12 protein-coding genes are annotated in these 15782 nt (G+C 55.9%); 5 read left to right on the forward strand and 7 right to left on the reverse strand.

Going from position 1 to position 15782, the window contains the following annotated elements:
• Window positions 1-297: 297 nt before the first annotated feature.
• Window positions 298-615, forward strand: coding sequence for a hypothetical protein (locus tag ACFEMD_RS20935; RefSeq protein ID WP_394743208.1), 318 nt, complete (start codon window positions 298-300; stop codon window positions 613-615).
• 94 nt (window positions 616-709) lie between these two features.
• Window positions 710-985: a PadR family transcriptional regulator gene (locus tag ACFEMD_RS20940; RefSeq protein WP_394743209.1), complete on the forward strand. Its 276-nt coding sequence runs from the start codon at window positions 710-712 to the stop codon at window positions 983-985.
• A gap of 110 nt (window positions 986-1095) precedes the next feature.
• Here the strand turns inward: ACFEMD_RS20940 and ACFEMD_RS20945 are convergent, their stop codons facing one another.
• From ACFEMD_RS20945 to ACFEMD_RS20965, 5 genes are all read right to left on the reverse strand, one after another.
• Window positions 1096-4257, reverse strand: coding sequence for a type IV secretory system conjugative DNA transfer family protein (locus ACFEMD_RS20945; RefSeq protein WP_394743210.1), 3162 nt, complete (start codon window positions 4255-4257; stop codon window positions 1096-1098).
• Window positions 4217-5569 carry a hypothetical protein gene (locus ACFEMD_RS20950; RefSeq protein WP_394743211.1) on the reverse strand — a complete coding sequence of 451 codons (1353 nt, stop codon included), beginning with the start codon at window positions 5567-5569 and terminating at the stop codon, window positions 4217-4219. The genes ACFEMD_RS20945 and ACFEMD_RS20950 overlap by 41 nt, the downstream gene beginning before the upstream one ends.
• On the reverse strand, window positions 5569-9024 hold the full coding sequence (locus ACFEMD_RS20955; RefSeq protein ID WP_394743212.1) for a VirB4 family type IV secretion system protein: 3456 nt from the start codon (window positions 9022-9024) through the stop codon (window positions 5569-5571). Before ACFEMD_RS20955 ends, ACFEMD_RS20950 begins: the two co-directional genes overlap by 1 nt.
• A complete protein-coding gene (locus tag ACFEMD_RS20960) occupies window positions 9021-10580 on the reverse strand; it encodes a hypothetical protein (RefSeq protein WP_394743213.1) in 1560 nt (519 codons plus the stop codon). Before ACFEMD_RS20960 ends, ACFEMD_RS20955 begins: the two co-directional genes overlap by 4 nt.
• 120 nt (window positions 10581-10700) lie before the next feature.
• On the reverse strand, window positions 10701-11219 hold the full coding sequence (locus ACFEMD_RS20965) for a hypothetical protein (protein ID WP_394743214.1): 519 nt from the start codon (window positions 11217-11219) through the stop codon (window positions 10701-10703).
• A gap of 238 nt (window positions 11220-11457) precedes the next feature.
• Here ACFEMD_RS20965 and ACFEMD_RS20970 point away from each other — a divergent pair, with 238 nt between their 5' ends.
• Window positions 11458-11766, forward strand: coding sequence for a hypothetical protein (locus tag ACFEMD_RS20970; protein WP_394743215.1), 309 nt, complete (start codon window positions 11458-11460; stop codon window positions 11764-11766).
• Window positions 11767-12111: 345 nt separating this feature from the next.
• Here ACFEMD_RS20970 and ACFEMD_RS20975 read toward each other — a convergent pair whose 3' ends face one another.
• The gene (locus ACFEMD_RS20975; RefSeq protein ID WP_394743216.1) at window positions 12112-13431 is read right to left on the reverse strand and encodes a hypothetical protein; all 1320 of its coding nucleotides are present in this window, start codon (window positions 13429-13431) and stop codon (window positions 12112-12114) included.
• 725 nt (window positions 13432-14156) lie between these two features.
• Between ACFEMD_RS20975 and ACFEMD_RS20980 the strand changes: the two genes are divergently transcribed.
• The gene (locus ACFEMD_RS20980) at window positions 14157-14657 is read left to right on the forward strand and encodes a hypothetical protein (RefSeq protein ID WP_394743217.1); all 501 of its coding nucleotides are present in this window, start codon (window positions 14157-14159) and stop codon (window positions 14655-14657) included.
• Between the two features lie 24 nt (window positions 14658-14681).
• Here the strand turns inward: ACFEMD_RS20980 and ACFEMD_RS20985 are convergent, their stop codons facing one another.
• Window positions 14682-14846, reverse strand: coding sequence for an FxLYD domain-containing protein (locus ACFEMD_RS20985; RefSeq protein WP_394743218.1), 165 nt, complete (start codon window positions 14844-14846; stop codon window positions 14682-14684).
• 369 nt (window positions 14847-15215) lie between these two features.
• Here ACFEMD_RS20985 and ACFEMD_RS20990 point away from each other — a divergent pair.
• Window positions 15216-15782: tyrosine-type recombinase/integrase (locus ACFEMD_RS20990; RefSeq protein ID WP_394743219.1), on the forward strand; the 567-nt coding region annotated here is incomplete at its 3' end.

The following is a 15782-nucleotide window of genomic DNA, read 5'->3' on the forward strand; positions in this document are numbered from 1 at the left end:
TTGGCGTTCACGGCTAACACGTTCGGGGACCAACCCCGAAATATCGTTTCGAGCCTAGAGGGCAAGCAAGAGATTGATAATGACTCCAACGAGTATTCCGAGTGTCGCGCACCACCCAACGCGACACTGCCACACAGCACCCCAACCTGCACCTGGCCACCGGCACTAACTCCCCACCTGACCGATGGCCCGTTTGCAACTCCTTCCACCCTTTCCCGAAGACGTCTCCACAGAGAACCTTCAGCTACTGCAACAAAGAGAGAGGGTCTATTTGTACAGGCCCCAAAGGAGAATCCGATGTCAAGCGATTCGGATCCATCTCGAGAATATACCTTTGGGTCCCCAATTGATCTGCCCTCAACACTGGAGGCGCTCAACATCCAGTATCTGGACGTCAATGAGAGCCGTGCGCTCGTGATCTACCAGACTGCAATTCTCAATCTCGAGGTGCTCGAAGGCAAACTCTCGGCTGCAAGCCGTGTTGAACTCGAAGTGTATGAAGATCCTCGAGAGGACTACTCTGCAGACACGGAGAAAAGCAGTGACTCAGTCGTCGACTCTCTCCTCGACCAGCTTACTTCTGCAAATAGCTCATCACTTTCAAGTCGAAACTAAACCAGACGATACAGTTCTTTACCGAAATTGTAGCTCGAGACTGGCAGTCACATACGACAGGGATAACAATATACAGGTGTAAGGATAGGTCACCATGGACGACCTTACAGGTTTCCAGCGAGACCTGCTGTACGTCATCGCAGGCGCCGATCAGCCATCTGGACAGGACATCAAAGACGAGGTTGAGACCTACTATAGCACCGAGATCAACCACGGGCGGCTATACCCAAATCTCGATACTCTCGTGAACAAAGAACTCGTCGAGAAAGGTGAACTCGATCGGCGAACGAACTACTATGCGCTCGCTGAGGAAGGGGATGAAGCCATTCAGGAGCGCCGCGAGTGGGAATCACAGTACGTCGACCTCTAACTCCGCTGTTCCTCAATCCTAAGTCGAACCATTGGATAAGGATCCGCCAGCCTCGAGCATCCCTGCCATCTCGGTGAACAGCGCCGTTTTTCCAAAGAGCCGGCAGACAGCTAGATCGAATTGAATGGATTCTCGGTTGTCTCCTCTTCTCCTTCCTCCTTCTCTTGGCTATCACCAGCCTCAGCTTCGGGCTCACACTCGGGATCCGGCTGTTGTTCTGGTGCTTCGGGCGCAGGCGCAGGCTCTTCTGGCTCTCGGAGTGGCTCCACATCCAGAGCGTTCTCGTCACTTTCAGTGTCGCTATCGTCTCCGTCCAGGTCTGTCTCGTCAGTGCTCTCCGGTTCCGTCTCCACAGCGACCTCAGACTCGAGTCCGGGCTCTACCGACTCGGTGGTGGCGCCGTCAGTCAACCCGTCTAGCCACACCTCAATCGGAATCGCCTCTTCGCTGCTAACGTCGAACATAAGCAACTCCGGATCACTCTCGAGGTCGCGATCATCGTTCGGGACGATTGCAATCCGGAATTCCTCTGGCTCCGGAACGATCTCATGGCCGTGCTCCCGAAATATCGCTTTGGGGATCACCGGCTCATAGATGTACGTCCAGTCGTCTGTAAGCGGTCCCTTCCCGCCATACTTCCGCTCAATGTCGCCGCTCCGCTCGACGACATAGTTGGTATCCTCGGGATCGTAATGGACGGTCGCAGGCGCATCGGTCGGGTCACGCTCTCGATATTCCTGAGGACTGTCGAACCGAAGGTGAGTTTCGTCAGTGTCCCGATTGCGACAAACGATCGCACCACTCTCGAGTTCGACCCACTCGATCGAAGCATCTTCAGGGACAATTGCAAGCTTCTCAGTGCCCGAATCGTCGCGAGCCATCTCAAGTTTTCCGCGGGTGTAGAACTTCCGGGCAGCACCTGTCGGTGTTCGAATCGACGTGAACGGGTCGCTCCCATCGGCACCGAAGATCGACGCTAGGCGCTCGGCGTTCCGTGTGAGACCATCGTCGCCACCGTCGCCGACAACGAACAACAGCTGTTCGGGCCCTGGTGCTTTCGCCGCGTTCTTGATCGGTCCGCCCGGCTTCGAGAGGCCCTTTGATTCGGCTTCAATGTACAACGTCTCCGTTCCCGAGAGCTCAAGGATCTCCGGGTACTCGCTTTCGAGACGCGACTGAACGATCTGCTTGCGCTCACCTTCTGAAAGATCACCATCAGGAACGATCGACGGTGGGACTTCGCCAACCGCATCCGGCAGTTCGTCGCCGTCCTGCGTTGGCAATTTCATCTCGTACCCGGACCGTGTTCCCCACTCGTAGACCTCTCGAAGCATGTGCCGGTGTTTGCTCTTCCCACCAGACCCACCCGAGCCAGTTTCCAGTCCAATCTGGCCGCGTCCCTCTGGCGTCACCGTAATCTCGAGACCGTCGCTCGTACTCCGTTGCTCGAGCGCACCAGCGGCCTCCAAACGCTCGACGATGTTCGACGCCTGCGTATACTCGAGGCCGGTTGCGTCGGTCACTGCCTGCTCTGCAGCCGACGTCTCAACCGAGTCAGACTCCGCTCGAATCGTTTCGTCATAGATCGCCTTCAGCGCCACCTGAGCCGCTTCGACGTCATCAACGTCCATCGGCTCTTCGACACCACTTGAGGTGTTCTCACGACCGACTGCATCCGCTGCATTGGACTTCCCAGTCCCAGCGAAGAACAGCCCGTCCAGGACCTCCCGACCAGACTGGCGCTCGATCCCGTAGCGTTCCGTCGACTGCTGGATCAAGTCAAACGCTTCCTCGATCGAGTGCAGCGGTGGGTACGGTGGCGTCAACTTCGCCATGAACGAGTCGTCTTCGTGGCGCAGCTTCGTCTGTGCGTGGTAGTCCGGAATCTGAGTCAAATCACGAGGATCCTTTCCACCAAAACGATCAGAGAGCGCTCGAGCCTCATCAGGCAACAACGGATTCAACGACACAAGCGTGTTGCAGTTCGACAGAATCGCCTGCTGGGCCTCTGCATCCAACTGATGGAGTGTCTGTGTAGCCAGCAGTAGCCCAAGCTTCTTCGAGCGGGCTTTCGTGAGCATCTTATCAATCTGTGATGCTTCAGTGAGAACATCATCACACTCGTCGATCATCAGGAAGTAGGGATCATAATCCCCGCCGGAGGTATTCGCCCCGGCGAGCTCACGAACCTTCTTTTCGGAGGGATTGATCCGGTCGTTCACGCAGGTCCAGACCCGACGCATGACCGCCGTCGCAACCATCCGCTTTGCCTCACCAGGCAAGTCGTTCTTACAGATGATGATCTTCCCCTCGTTGACTGCCTCCGCAATCGAGACGTCAGACTCCCGCTGCGCCAGAATCTGTCGTGTGATCGGATTCTCGACCCAGTCCTTCAGCCGACCCACCAATGCATCGAGCTCTTGCTCAGTTAGTTCCTCCGCGATCTGTCGCGTATAGACCTCGAGGAACGCGATGTCATCGTCATCAGCCGATGCGATCAAATCCGCGTACTCCCTGCGATTCTCCTCGTCGAGCAACGCATAGTAGAGCTCGAGTGGCGTGAACTCGAACTCGTGGCGAATCATCCCGCGGACCATCGTCTTCATCACCCGGTCCATCCGATTCCCCCAGAAATCGCCGGCCTTGAGCAATTCCTTGAAGTCGTCGACGATCCCTTCGATCTCCTCGTCAAATCCAGTCTCGTCGGGCTCGTGGTAGGTCTCGAAGAGATTGAACCCGACCGACTTGTCCAAGAAATCGTCCCCCGGCGCAATGTAGATCACATCATCCCAACGATCCTCCGGAACCCGCCGAAGCAGGTCATAGATGTCGTCGCCCTTCGGATCGATGATCGTGACGCCATGGCCACCGTACATGAGAGCGACGGCGTCGTTGTACATCTTCGTCGTCTTCCCTGTCCCTGTCGATCCACCGTAGAAGACGTGCCGAAAGAGCCGGTCGAACTCTACCGGCACTTCTCGACCGGAACTTTCGGAGACACCGATCCAGAGTGGCTGCCGGGGTTCCGCCTGTGCGTTCTCGATCATTGCTCGAGGCCACGCGCCGGCGTAGGTCTCGATCTCCTCCTCGACTGGATCGTAGCGCTGTATGGCCCACTCCTTATTGTTGATCAAAACGGGCTCGCTCGGGTCGTCCTCACCTTCGATCCGTGCGCCGAATTTCTCGATCTCTTCGACTGGGTCGCCATCATCGCCGAATGGTAGGGTCATGTTATGCGGACACCTCTTGGTCTCGCTCAGAACTGCGGTCATCTAGTTCGCGATCGCCATCGGACGGCTGACTATCGCCCTCAACACTCCAGTCATTGTACTCCTCGGGATCGCTCCAAGTAGAGGGAATATCGTACGTCCACCAATCAGCGCCCTCGAGGCCGACCGACCGGAGCTCCTTCTCCCATGGAACGACCCCAGAATCGTGGAACTCCGAAAACCGCGGTGCGTTCGCCGGGACGTCGCCGGCATGAGACGTCAGCGACCAGTCGACGTCCTGGGTGTTGATATCGTCGTTCGGGATATGAATCAGACCAGCAGCTCCACGAACACCCATGATCATCTTCCGATCCGCACGAGTTCGACCGTAAGCCCGCTCGAGTTCAGTTCGAAGCGGCTTGTCGTACAGCGGAACAACTTCGAACCCCTGCTCGGTTTTGCTCTCGTAGTAGCCGTCGAACTGCTGGGCGGTCTCCGCTACCCGTCGAACCGCAGAATCCGGATCGTCAGAGACACCGACAATCCGGAGATTCATCCGAAAGCCCTTCTCGCCGCGCTGTTCGCGAACGATGTTGGATGCCTGCTTGTCTTTGTTCGACGCCTCACGCTCTTCGCCGACGATCTCGAACTTCTCGGGGAACAGCTCGTACTTTAGCGCATGGAGGAACGACTCGTCCTTCCGGGGACTCTTGAGCTCATCCGCAATGTCATCGATCGACGACGACAACAACCCGCCTTTCCACCAATCCGCCGGTGCCGGCTCGAAGATCGTCTGCACGGCTAGATCGGTCTCAGTATCAGACTCCCGCTCACCGATCATCTCGGCCGTAATCGAGCCGTAGGGATCGTTCTCGAACCCCTCGATGTCCATGTGCTTGATCGGATACAGATGCTTGCCGTCCGAACGCTTCCGGAGTCGAAGATAGGCACCGGCGACATAACGACCTTCCTCGAGAGGCAACAGCGCTGGCCGGTCATGCTCCGACATATCAATGTGAGCGTCAGGATAGAACGTCTCGAGCTGCCGTTGCATCTGCTTCTGGGCCTCAGTCGTCGCCATCACCCACTGGAAGCCAACCAACCCGTTGATGTAGCGCATCTCGAACGAGTGCGTTGGCCCCTCTGCCGACCCAAACAAACCACCCCGACCGGGATTGTGGACGGCCGTCAGTAGATCAATTGCATCCTTCGGCCCGCCGCCGTCCTTGCTCGGCTGGACGGCGATCGACTTACGCTCAGGCAACTCACCGTAGAGCTGCTCGGCCAACTCCGGCGTGACCTCGAGAGCCTCATAGCCATCACCAAGACCGAGCTTCTGCTTCGTGGCACACACTGTCCGATTCCCAAGACCCATTAGGACCACCTCCAGCCACAGACATCGTCGTACTGCTGCAGATACGATGCGTAGTCTTCGCCGTGCTCAGAGGGATCATACATTAACGCAACCGCCTCTCGAGGGTTCTGGTCGTGATCCATCCGGACACGCCCAGGGTAACAGCCCTCGTCGTCGACCCGTAGCAGCACCTCCGAGAATCCATCCGCAAGGTTCCCCTTCTGGAGGTTATCGATCAACTCGGCCTCGTCACCAGAAAGCCCCAGGCGCTTGCCCCACTGCTCGTTCATCCCTTCGACGTACTGGTAGACCTCCATCGACGAGAGCTCGAGCATGACCTCTGCGTTATCTGTCAGATGAACGTTGCCCTCGCCGTCGGTGCCGAAGAAGTCCTTGTGACTCTGCGTCCCAGCCCCAATCGAGAGGTCCCAGTGACGGTGGTGGCGATACTTCTGCGAGAGCGATTTCACCGTCATATCGTCGCGAAGCAGGTAGTGGAACTCGTCACAGAAGATCGTTCCCGGCTCGGGACGAGACTTGACTTCGTTGTACAGTAGGTCCAGCAGCAGGTGCATCATGAGCCCGCCGCCTTCTTCATCCCCTTCCTTGAGCTGCAAATCAGCATAGACGAAGTCCGTATCCTCGAGGTCGACCTCAGTCTCGTGAGCGAGGTGCTCAAGGTGACTACCGTCACGGAAGGGTTCAACGTGATTGTTGATCACTGTCGTCGCCTTCTCCTCGCGATCGCGAACCTGACTCTCGTTCGACGAATCCTCGACGTACTCAGCACCATCACTCGACATGTCGTTGATGATCTCGAGGACGTCGTCGGCCATCGTCGGCGCCTTGCCGTCGTACCCCTCTGATTTGCGATACTCGGGATCGTGGGTCTTCGGATCCTCGGTGATCCCCTTCTTCTCGCCAGCACGCTTGAGCGCCTTCGTCCAGATCGCCCGGTACTGCGAGAAGTCGAATCCCTGCATCTTGTAGTAGAGCTCCAAGAAATCAAGTCCCGAATCGAGCCACTCTCGATAGGGAGCCGAGTAACCGATCGCATCGAGTTTGTCCTCGGGCGTCGGCTTGATATCGAACGGGTTGATGTTCGTCGACCCAACGACGATCCGCTCACCACCGAAGATTTCCTGCAAGTTCGCGAACTCCTGGAGTGGGTCGATCACGGCGATGAACGAATCGGGATTATCGACCTTGTAGCGCCAGAGATACTGGCTCGAGGTAACGGTCTTCCCCGCACCGGTCTTCCCGACAATCACCCAGTTGTATCCCGCGTCGCGTTTGTAAACGTCGACCGCCAGCGGCTCATTCGTCGCCATATTCTCAGCAAGTTCCACGCCCGAGGGCTCGTGCAGGTTCGTCGTCGTCCACGGATTCATCGCCGCCAGCGCCTCCGATCGGACCTTCACTTTCTGGTCGACCTTGTCCTGACACGCCGGTGCGACCGTCTGATGACCAACATCGTGGTTCTGCCGGAGTACAGAGACCTCTGCACTCATATCGGACATCTTCGCTCGAATCGAGCGAATGGCCCGCTTCAATGCATCCGGATTGAACGACCGAACCTCGATGTACGTCTGGGCCTCGAAAATATCGTGCTCACTCTGCAGATACGAGTCAAGCGCTGCCTGTGTTTCATCGGCCTCATCACGATACCGGCTCGCGAACATCTCGACTCGGGAGTTCTTGACTCGCTCGTACTTCTTCCGAAGTGCGTCAGCGTAGTCCTCGAGTTCCTGTTCGGCCTTGTCCTGATCGATCGTCTCGATGTGGGTCGCGACGTTCGTCTCGACCTCCGCGTCGTCGAACTGCAGAATCGGCTCGAGGAACCCTTCAGGCGGATCCTTCGGGTAGCTCGAAATGAACAGCGTTGCCGCGTAGATCTCACCGTCAATCCGAAGGTGATTGCCGCCACCGTCCATCCAGGAGCGCTCGATCTCCTCCGGAGCAAGCAAAGAAATGTACTGCTCCTCGAGTTCCTCGTCTGTAAGTGCAATCTCCGCACCCCCCGGAGACTCTGCGACCACCGGCGACTCTGCTGTGACACCACCATCAGTCGTCGCCTCTTGCCGCTCAGGTGGCTCCGATCTCACTGAGGGGTCTGGATCATCCGAGTCGCTCGCATCTTGATCAGCGATCGCGAGCTGGTTGTGCCGCCTCGAGAGTGTCGTCCTCGGATCCCGTTCAGCCTCAACGTCCAGATGTGCGTAGGTCACATCGTACTCCGGGTCAGATGCCTCTCCGACTTCGACACCGTCCTCGGTAACCTCCGGTGTCGGGATCGGACTCTGTCGGACCAGCGACGTATAATCAGCATGCGCATAGACGTTCGCCGCCTGGTAGTGATCCGCCGCGACCTGCGAGAGCTCTTCACTCGGAATCGGGTGTCCGCTCACGTCCTCGAGACGTCGAATCGAGTCACTGATCGTATCGAGGCGATCCTCGAGTAGCGTGATCATCTGCGGGATGTGCTCCCCGTCCTGCTTGAGCTGATGGACCTTCCAGTGGGTATACATCCGACCAACTAGCGGAATCGACGTAAGCCCACCCTCGACATCGTCTTCAGTAACGACGTCGCCGGGTTTGACCTCCACAATCAGATACGGATCGACCGTGTACGTCGAGAGGTCGTACATCGAAACAACGTCAGCACGTTCCTGGCAGAGATCGGCGAGTACCTTCTTTCCGAACTCGAGTTCGGAGTAGTCGACCTCACCGGGCGCAGTCTCACCGTCAGCCGTCGTGAGAATCTCCTCTTCGCGTTGACTATACCGTTCGATCCGCGGCGTGTAATCGACCATTCGCATGTACTCCGCAATCTGGATGTTGCCCTTGACCGCCGTGTCCAACACCTTCGCGTAGAAGCGGGACTGCCGTTCCCACTCCTCTTCGCTCGAGGTGACCATATTCGCCGGAGAAATCCGAATCGCACCAACCACGTGACCGTCGTCGGTCTCGACCGCCGGCGTCCCGAGATAGGCTTTCGTGTACTGTACAAAATCCTGAGTGCGAACTGGTCCCTTCGATTTGTCCTCTGGTGAGTCTGGTCCGCGGACTGAGGAAAGAAAGCGGAGCCCTGCAAGGGGAATAGCCGCTGCCCTCCCGAAGAGCGAGTCATTCGTTGGCTGTTCAATACCGGATTCGGTGGAATTTCTATCGAAGAGCATGGTTGGTTGCTGCGAGAGCGATCGAAGCACTGTCTCGGCGTAGAAGCGAGCGGTCATCCAGGGATCCTTCGCGACGATGAAGCCGAAGCCGGCAAACAACCACACGATCGCCACAGAGTACGTCAGTGTACCCAACAGACCGCCGATCATCTGCCGACCGATAAACCAGATCATCGCCGGCGGCGCGATCGCCGCCAGAACCTCCATCTTGCTCATCCCAAGGACGACCTGATCGCTCGTCCCGGTGTGGATTACTTTGTGATCGATACCATCTGACTGACTGGTACTGTCGCTCATTTTCTGTAGTGGTCTGACTGCTTGCGGGCCCGCTCAGCTTGTTTTGAGTTCCGTGCACGGTCCTGTCGCCGCTGTGCTGCCTTGCGACGCTGATCCGGCGAGACACCCGCCCTTTGGGTCGTATTCGAGCTGCTCGAGCCATCTGAGGACGAACTCGAGTTGGCCGACTGCCCACCATCGGTCCGAATCGGTCGTCGAGAATTGACCGACGACTTCGCTCGCTGTGCTGCTGCCTTCGACCGATTCGCCGCCGCGACGCCTGCCCTCTCGCCACCACGCTTGAGACGCTCCTTTGCCGATCGCGTCCGTTCACCTCCGAAGACCGACGCCGGCCGTGGTGATGGAGTGTACCTCGAGACTGCCGACGAAGCAGTCCCGACCACAGCCCCACGCATCGAGAGGCCAATCAAGAAGAACGACCCACTCACCGCGAAGGGGATCATCACCGCAAGCGCGAAGATTCCAAGCGTAGCGATGAAGTTGAGGATCTCGGAAGGAAACAGCTGCCAGCCGACGGCGTTCGCAAACGCGAGCAAAATCGCCGTCGGGATATTCATCACCAGCAGGCCGTACCACTGCCAGATGAAGAACGACCCAACCTGCTTCACTCGACGGTGGCCGCCCCAGTAAGCCAAGATGAAGAAGATCGGCAGCACAGCTGGATAGACGAACAGAAGCACGTGCCGGGTCGTGTGAATCAATCCAAGCGCAGCGCCGCCCGTCCATCCCTTGAAGTACAGGATGAGGGCCGTCGCAACGCCACCCGAGTACGTCGTCGTGTCTGTATCCAGAACATCTTCGCCGTCGGGGAGAAACAACTGCGCCGCTGCATCACTCAGTGCGTGCATGAGCGTCGCGAACTCCCAGACGATGACGATCATCAGGACGACGAACACGCCCGAGGCGAGTATCGATCCGACTTTCCGGCGCGTAATCGCGGTGATCGCCGGCGCGATCAACATTAACAACGCCAACAGGAACATGACCGACATCGCCATCGGCATCACCAGTCCGAGGTAGATCTCCTCGTAGACCGTTACGTAGTTCTCCGAGGCGATCGCGTCGTACGTCCCAGCTTCCTTGTGGGATATCGTTTGCTCGCCCTCCTCGAGCGCTTCTGGTGTCCCGAAGATTCCGAAGGCACCGTCGTTGTTGATTGTCGGCGTCCCAAGTGCTTCGTTGAAGATTTCCTCAACGAACAGCGTCATCCCATCCGCGAACATCTCGGTCAACCGTTCCCAGACATCTTCAGCTGCGTCCGCCGGGTTCAGAGTGTTACTGACCGCACTCCCGGCACCACCGAGAATCGACCGCCCTGCTGGCTCCTCCTCGTCCCCGTCTTCCTCAAGATAGAGTTCCTCGAACTCCTCGCGGTCCTCACTATCCTCGATCTGAAGCGGTTCGTCATCATCGGTTTCGTTGACGGATGCGTTTTCAAATTCGATCTCTGTGGGACTGTCATCTATTTCATCAGCCTCGTCGTCAGCGTCGCTTTCGTCATCTTCCGGCGGCTCCCAGACACTTTCATTTCCGCCAGCGTCCTCGGTCTGAAGCACCACATCGTCCACTGAGGAACCAGTATCAGCAGCAGCAAGGCCCGGTCCAGCGAACGCTCCTATGCTACATAGTACTGCGATTAAAAGAACGATTCTGGGAATCCTCATTGATATGTGAGTTTAAACGAACGGCGAGCAGCCTTCGCCGACGCCTGGCCCTCCGGCGTACCCGAGGGCAATATCGATAAACTGGACGAAGAAAATGAACGCAATTACGCCCACAATTGGACCGATCATCATCAGACTCCCGACTGCCGTTGAGCCAGTAAACAACGGCACAGCTCGCAGCACCAGTCCAAGCATGAAGATCAGGAACAGTGCGCCGAGGATAACCTGCCAAGCCATCATCTGAATATCAAAGATCATCAGCCCGAAGCCCTCTCCACAGATGTCTGTCGCCTCACCTTCCTGTGCGGCGACTGACTGAGATGCGATCAGCGAGACGACTCCCATGGTAACCATCGCTCGAACTGGCGTCAGTAGATTACGTTGAAGCGATATTCTCCTCATGTCCTGCTGCTGTCTGAGTTGTTCGAGCTCTGACCGACTCTCGTGAGCCGACTGCAAAATCCACAGAAGGAGTTTCTGGAGAACTGTGCGATCTCGATCTGTACCTGTTTTCGCTTTTTGTTCAGTCATTGGTGCATACAAAGCCCCACCAACACAATACCAACTTAGTGGCAAGGTAATAGTGAGGCTTATATGAGTGAAGTCTAGCCTGAAGACAATAAATCTATTCCATATCTCTATAGGAACTATTCAGTGATACCATCTGATCCTCAGGGGAGATTTATGTAGCTGAATACTAACATCAGCATATTGTGAGACATAGGACTGCCGCGTCAGATACCCAGATCCCGGTCACAAAGTAAGTAAGATGGAGGACAGCAACGAAACAGACGCTGACGAGCACGAATCGAAGTCGGTCAATATCGAGATTCCTGGTGAAAACAAAACGCGCTACGTCTCGGTCGAGTTACCGCATGAGCAGTATCAACGCCTCGATGACCTCAAAGACCAACACGGGCTCACCTGGCGTGGACTTCTTATGCATACACATCGGCAGCTCAGTACCCCAAAAACAGAAAGCACCGATCAGTACGGGCAACTAAATGAGACTCGCCAGTGGCATGGATTCACTTGGAAAGGAATGCTTCTACATGCCGCCCGCGATCTCGAGGAGTAGCCCTAACACAAATCTTGGTCATCTCTATGTAGAACAGAATTACGGTGCGCCAATTCCGAGTCCAAGAATAAGCAGCAGCATCCAAAGCACACCACCCGAGACTCGACGAATTGCACCGTGATTATGTGGGTCACCACTGAGAACCCACAAAGCTACTCCAGACGCTGCGATAACAAGTGCTGACGGAAGTCCGAATCTCGGGTAAGAAGCATAGGCACCTAAAAACGTTAGCACAGCAAAAAACCGTGCAGACGCGGCGTTTGATCTCGTGAGAAGTCCAGCCATCTCTGTTTTCGCATGGTTCAATCTCATTCTATAAAGACTCTTTGGCAATACTCATCTAGATCAAGAGGATCCGTTCAACGTCACGTTCTCGAGGGCGGGCATGTGGCCACCCATCACATTAGCCGGTACTGAGCCGGGATCCCACCCCTCCGCAACGATATCCACATCTCGAAGCGTTACTGGTGCCGACGTCCCAGAATAAAACGCATCCGTCGGCTCGAGCAGCGAAATTCGACAGTTCTCAATCGTCGATTCGGTCACACCGGAGCGGGTCCCGATCGCGAAGTTTCCCCCGGCGCCGCCAGCCTCACTCTCCTGAGCTATCGTTATCTCACAATCTCGAATCATGCCCTCTCCAGAGTAGTGCCAGATCGAACGGCCGCTTTCGTGCACCCCTGATGGCACACGATCAACGACAGTCACACAGTCCTCCACTGTCGACTGACCGTATGGTCCATCTCGAGTGAGTTCACCGTCGTCAGTCTCGTCGATTTCCGGAATCGGTTCCCACTCGTCGGTCTGATTGAACCGGATGTTTGCTGTCCCGGAGTTCGAGGCAATACAGTTCCGAACAATCTGCCGACCGCCCCCCTGGACATATAATCCGTTATCCGGCCACGGCCCACAGATCACGTTCTGGAATAGCGTCGTCCCCGACATATCCGTATGTCCGACGATCCCCGTTGTCGACCAGCTCTGGCCGAATCCCTGTTCGTTCACTGTCCCGTCGTAACGCTCTGTCTGGCGAGTGTTGATCGTATCATGATAGTGCATCCCGCCGCCGCTCATATCGACCGAATCGACCAACGCAAAGGCGTCTCGAGAGGTCGTCGCGATTCGCATGTTTCCATGAGAGCCGAGATCGTGGACGCCGTTGAACGCGATATTCCGGATCTCCGCCCGGCCGTTGATCATCGCATACAGCCCTCGCATTCCCGCGTTCTCTCGTGCCCAGTCGAAAATGAACCCGCCAAAAACGAACTCGCCCTGGTGGGGCCGGTTCATCGTACCGATTCGAAACAACATCGTCCCGCCACGGTACTCTCCCTCGTCGACCGTGTGACCGTGGATTGCTTCGACCTCCCCATGCCGGATCACGGCGTTTTGCCCAATGAGGCCGACGTCTCTCCAACCGGTCCGACGGAACCCCCGATTCATCTTGTACTGCCCTTGTGGGAACACGATCAGCGTGTCATCCTCCCAGGCCATCGTCAGGGCATCGTTGATCGCCTCCTCTCCTGTCGGATCCGCATTGTAGGGATCGTCAGTGATGTCCACCACATTGCTGAACTGATCCTCGTAGGTCGCCGGGTCGATCACCGTCGTTACTCCCGTATCGATATTCGTCGCTCCTGCGTTAGCTGGGTTTCCCTCGCCCATGGAAGACCCACCATCGAGAGCCATACACCCCGCTAGAGACGCTACCGACACCGCCACACCTCCTCGCAGAAAGTCGCGACGTTGGCATGAGTGTTTCATAGGTGTATGATCATACTTTGGAGTGATATTGTTTCCGGAAATCCAACCGATTTGTGAGGTCAGGGATTACGATAGCCACTGCTGCTCGAGATAGCGACCGACACTGATCGAACCAAGCCAGCACCGCGCCACACCACTACCGACTGGCCGCTCGCACTTCGCTTCGCTCCGTGCTCGCTCCGCAGGCTGTAGCCAGAGATGACCCCCAGACACTACCTCGAGATCGGCCAGGATCGCATGCCTACACTCGAGGTGATAGTCCACATATCTACCAGTATTTTGATAGTCCACTCTGCTAGGTTTCAGTCTGATAGTATTCCTTGCTCTCGAGGTGATAGTCCCCCTCTGCTATAGCCCCGTGATGATCCCACTTTGCTGAGCTCCTCGAGATCCTCTTTTGCTGTTCGCGCTCCACCGCTTTGGTTGAAAATTGATCTGCTATAGCATAGTGGGTATTCCACGTTATCTCACTTCATTGATAGTCCCTCGAGGCTATAGTCGCGGAGCCACAACGCGACCTGCTCGAGATTAGCGTTGTGGGGGTAGCCGGACTATATGTAGTCGGTAGTTCTGGACTGACCGGAAACTAAAGTAAAATTTTACTACTGTGCCCTGAAGTACAATACATGGAGCCAGGACAGGACCCACACGAGATCGCAGCCAACCTCTCACAAAAGCCACATCGAATTTTAGTTTCGATTCGGACCCGTGGCGGGACTGCAAAGACATCTGAGATCACTACCGATACCGATCTCGATAGCAGCCTCGTCAACTATCACTACAAGCGCCTCATGGAAGCCAATCTGATCGAGCGGATTGATGAAGAGCGAGATGATCCCATGCCTCGAGAAGGATTTACCTACCAGATCACTGATAGAGGGAAGAACGTACTGAGCGCAGCTCAAGAAGACTACGGAATGGATCCACTTGGGGGGCGAATTGTCCGGCAGCGATTGGATGATCTAGAGGCACGAACTGAGAAACTCGAGCAAGAGAACGATCACCTCCGAGAGGAAAAGGCCGAACTCGAGAACCAGGTGAATGAGCTCGAAGGACGACTCGATGATATGCGAGATGCGAATAGCAGGTTATGGGAAAATGTACAGGACCTGAGTGATCCTAGGTGAGGTCAAAGCAAGACTAGTATCACACTACTCGCCGGCCACAGCAATATCGTGGTCGGCAATCCCATCAGGCCGGCTATGGGGAGCAATCTCGAAACGCCACGTTTCGCCGCCCTCGAGGTCGGGTGTTAGATCACGGTGACTACCTAACTTGTCACCGTCTTCATCGTAAACTCTCGCCTCTACTATCACGGACTCGTACGCTTCGTCGCCAGTGTTCTCGACTTCTCCTGTGTAGCTAAGTTATAGTAACAACTGAAACGGTTTGCACACCGATCGCACAGCCGTCGTGCGATCGGGTGCGCACTGACTTTCAGTGGCTACTATACTTGTCACCGTACTCGAGTTCCTCGATTTGCTCTTCATAATCGGTGATCTGGAGACTGCCAAACTCAAGGTCGTTGCAGAGTAGGTTACAACCCGTACGTCATCAATCACACAGAACGAAATATGGCGAAACAACCGCTGAAACGGGCCGGGATGTACAATTTCACCGTTCTACTGATAGAGTTATTGTGCCTGGGAAGGTGGGGAGAATACCCGTCCACGGGTATAATCTCTATGACCAAACTGGAGCCAATTCATCCGGCAGAAGCGTTCGAGATCTACCTTGATGAACGACGTGCCGAAGTCACTGCAAATACACTTCAGGCCCACAAATACCGTATTGGGCACTTTCTCCGGTGGTGTGAAGAGAAAGAAATCACTGACTTGAATTCTCTATCGGGGCGTCGGCTGCATGAGTACAAGATTTGGCGGCAAAAGGAAGGAGATCTGAACGCTGTTTCTGTGAAGACACAAATGGACACCTTGCGTGTCTTTATCAAGTTCTGCGAATCGATTGATGCGGTGCCTCCGGCTCTCCACGAGAAGGTACTGTCGCCAAAACTCAACCATGGTGATAACCAGAGCAACGCTATTCTTACAAAAGACGTCGCTCATAATCTCCTGGACTACCTCTACCGATTCGAGTACGCCTCTTTCAATCACGTCTTGATTCGACTTCTCTGGACAACTGGAATGCGAGTCGGGACTGCTCATGGATTAGACCTGGAAGACTATGATCAGGATGACCGGTATCTCGAAGTTCGACACCGGAAATCCACTCCGTTGAAGAATAAGCAACAG

The organism is Natronococcus roseus (genome assembly GCF_043677095.1).
GTDB classification, from domain to species: domain Archaea; phylum Halobacteriota; class Halobacteria; order Halobacteriales; family Natrialbaceae; genus Natronococcus; species Natronococcus roseus.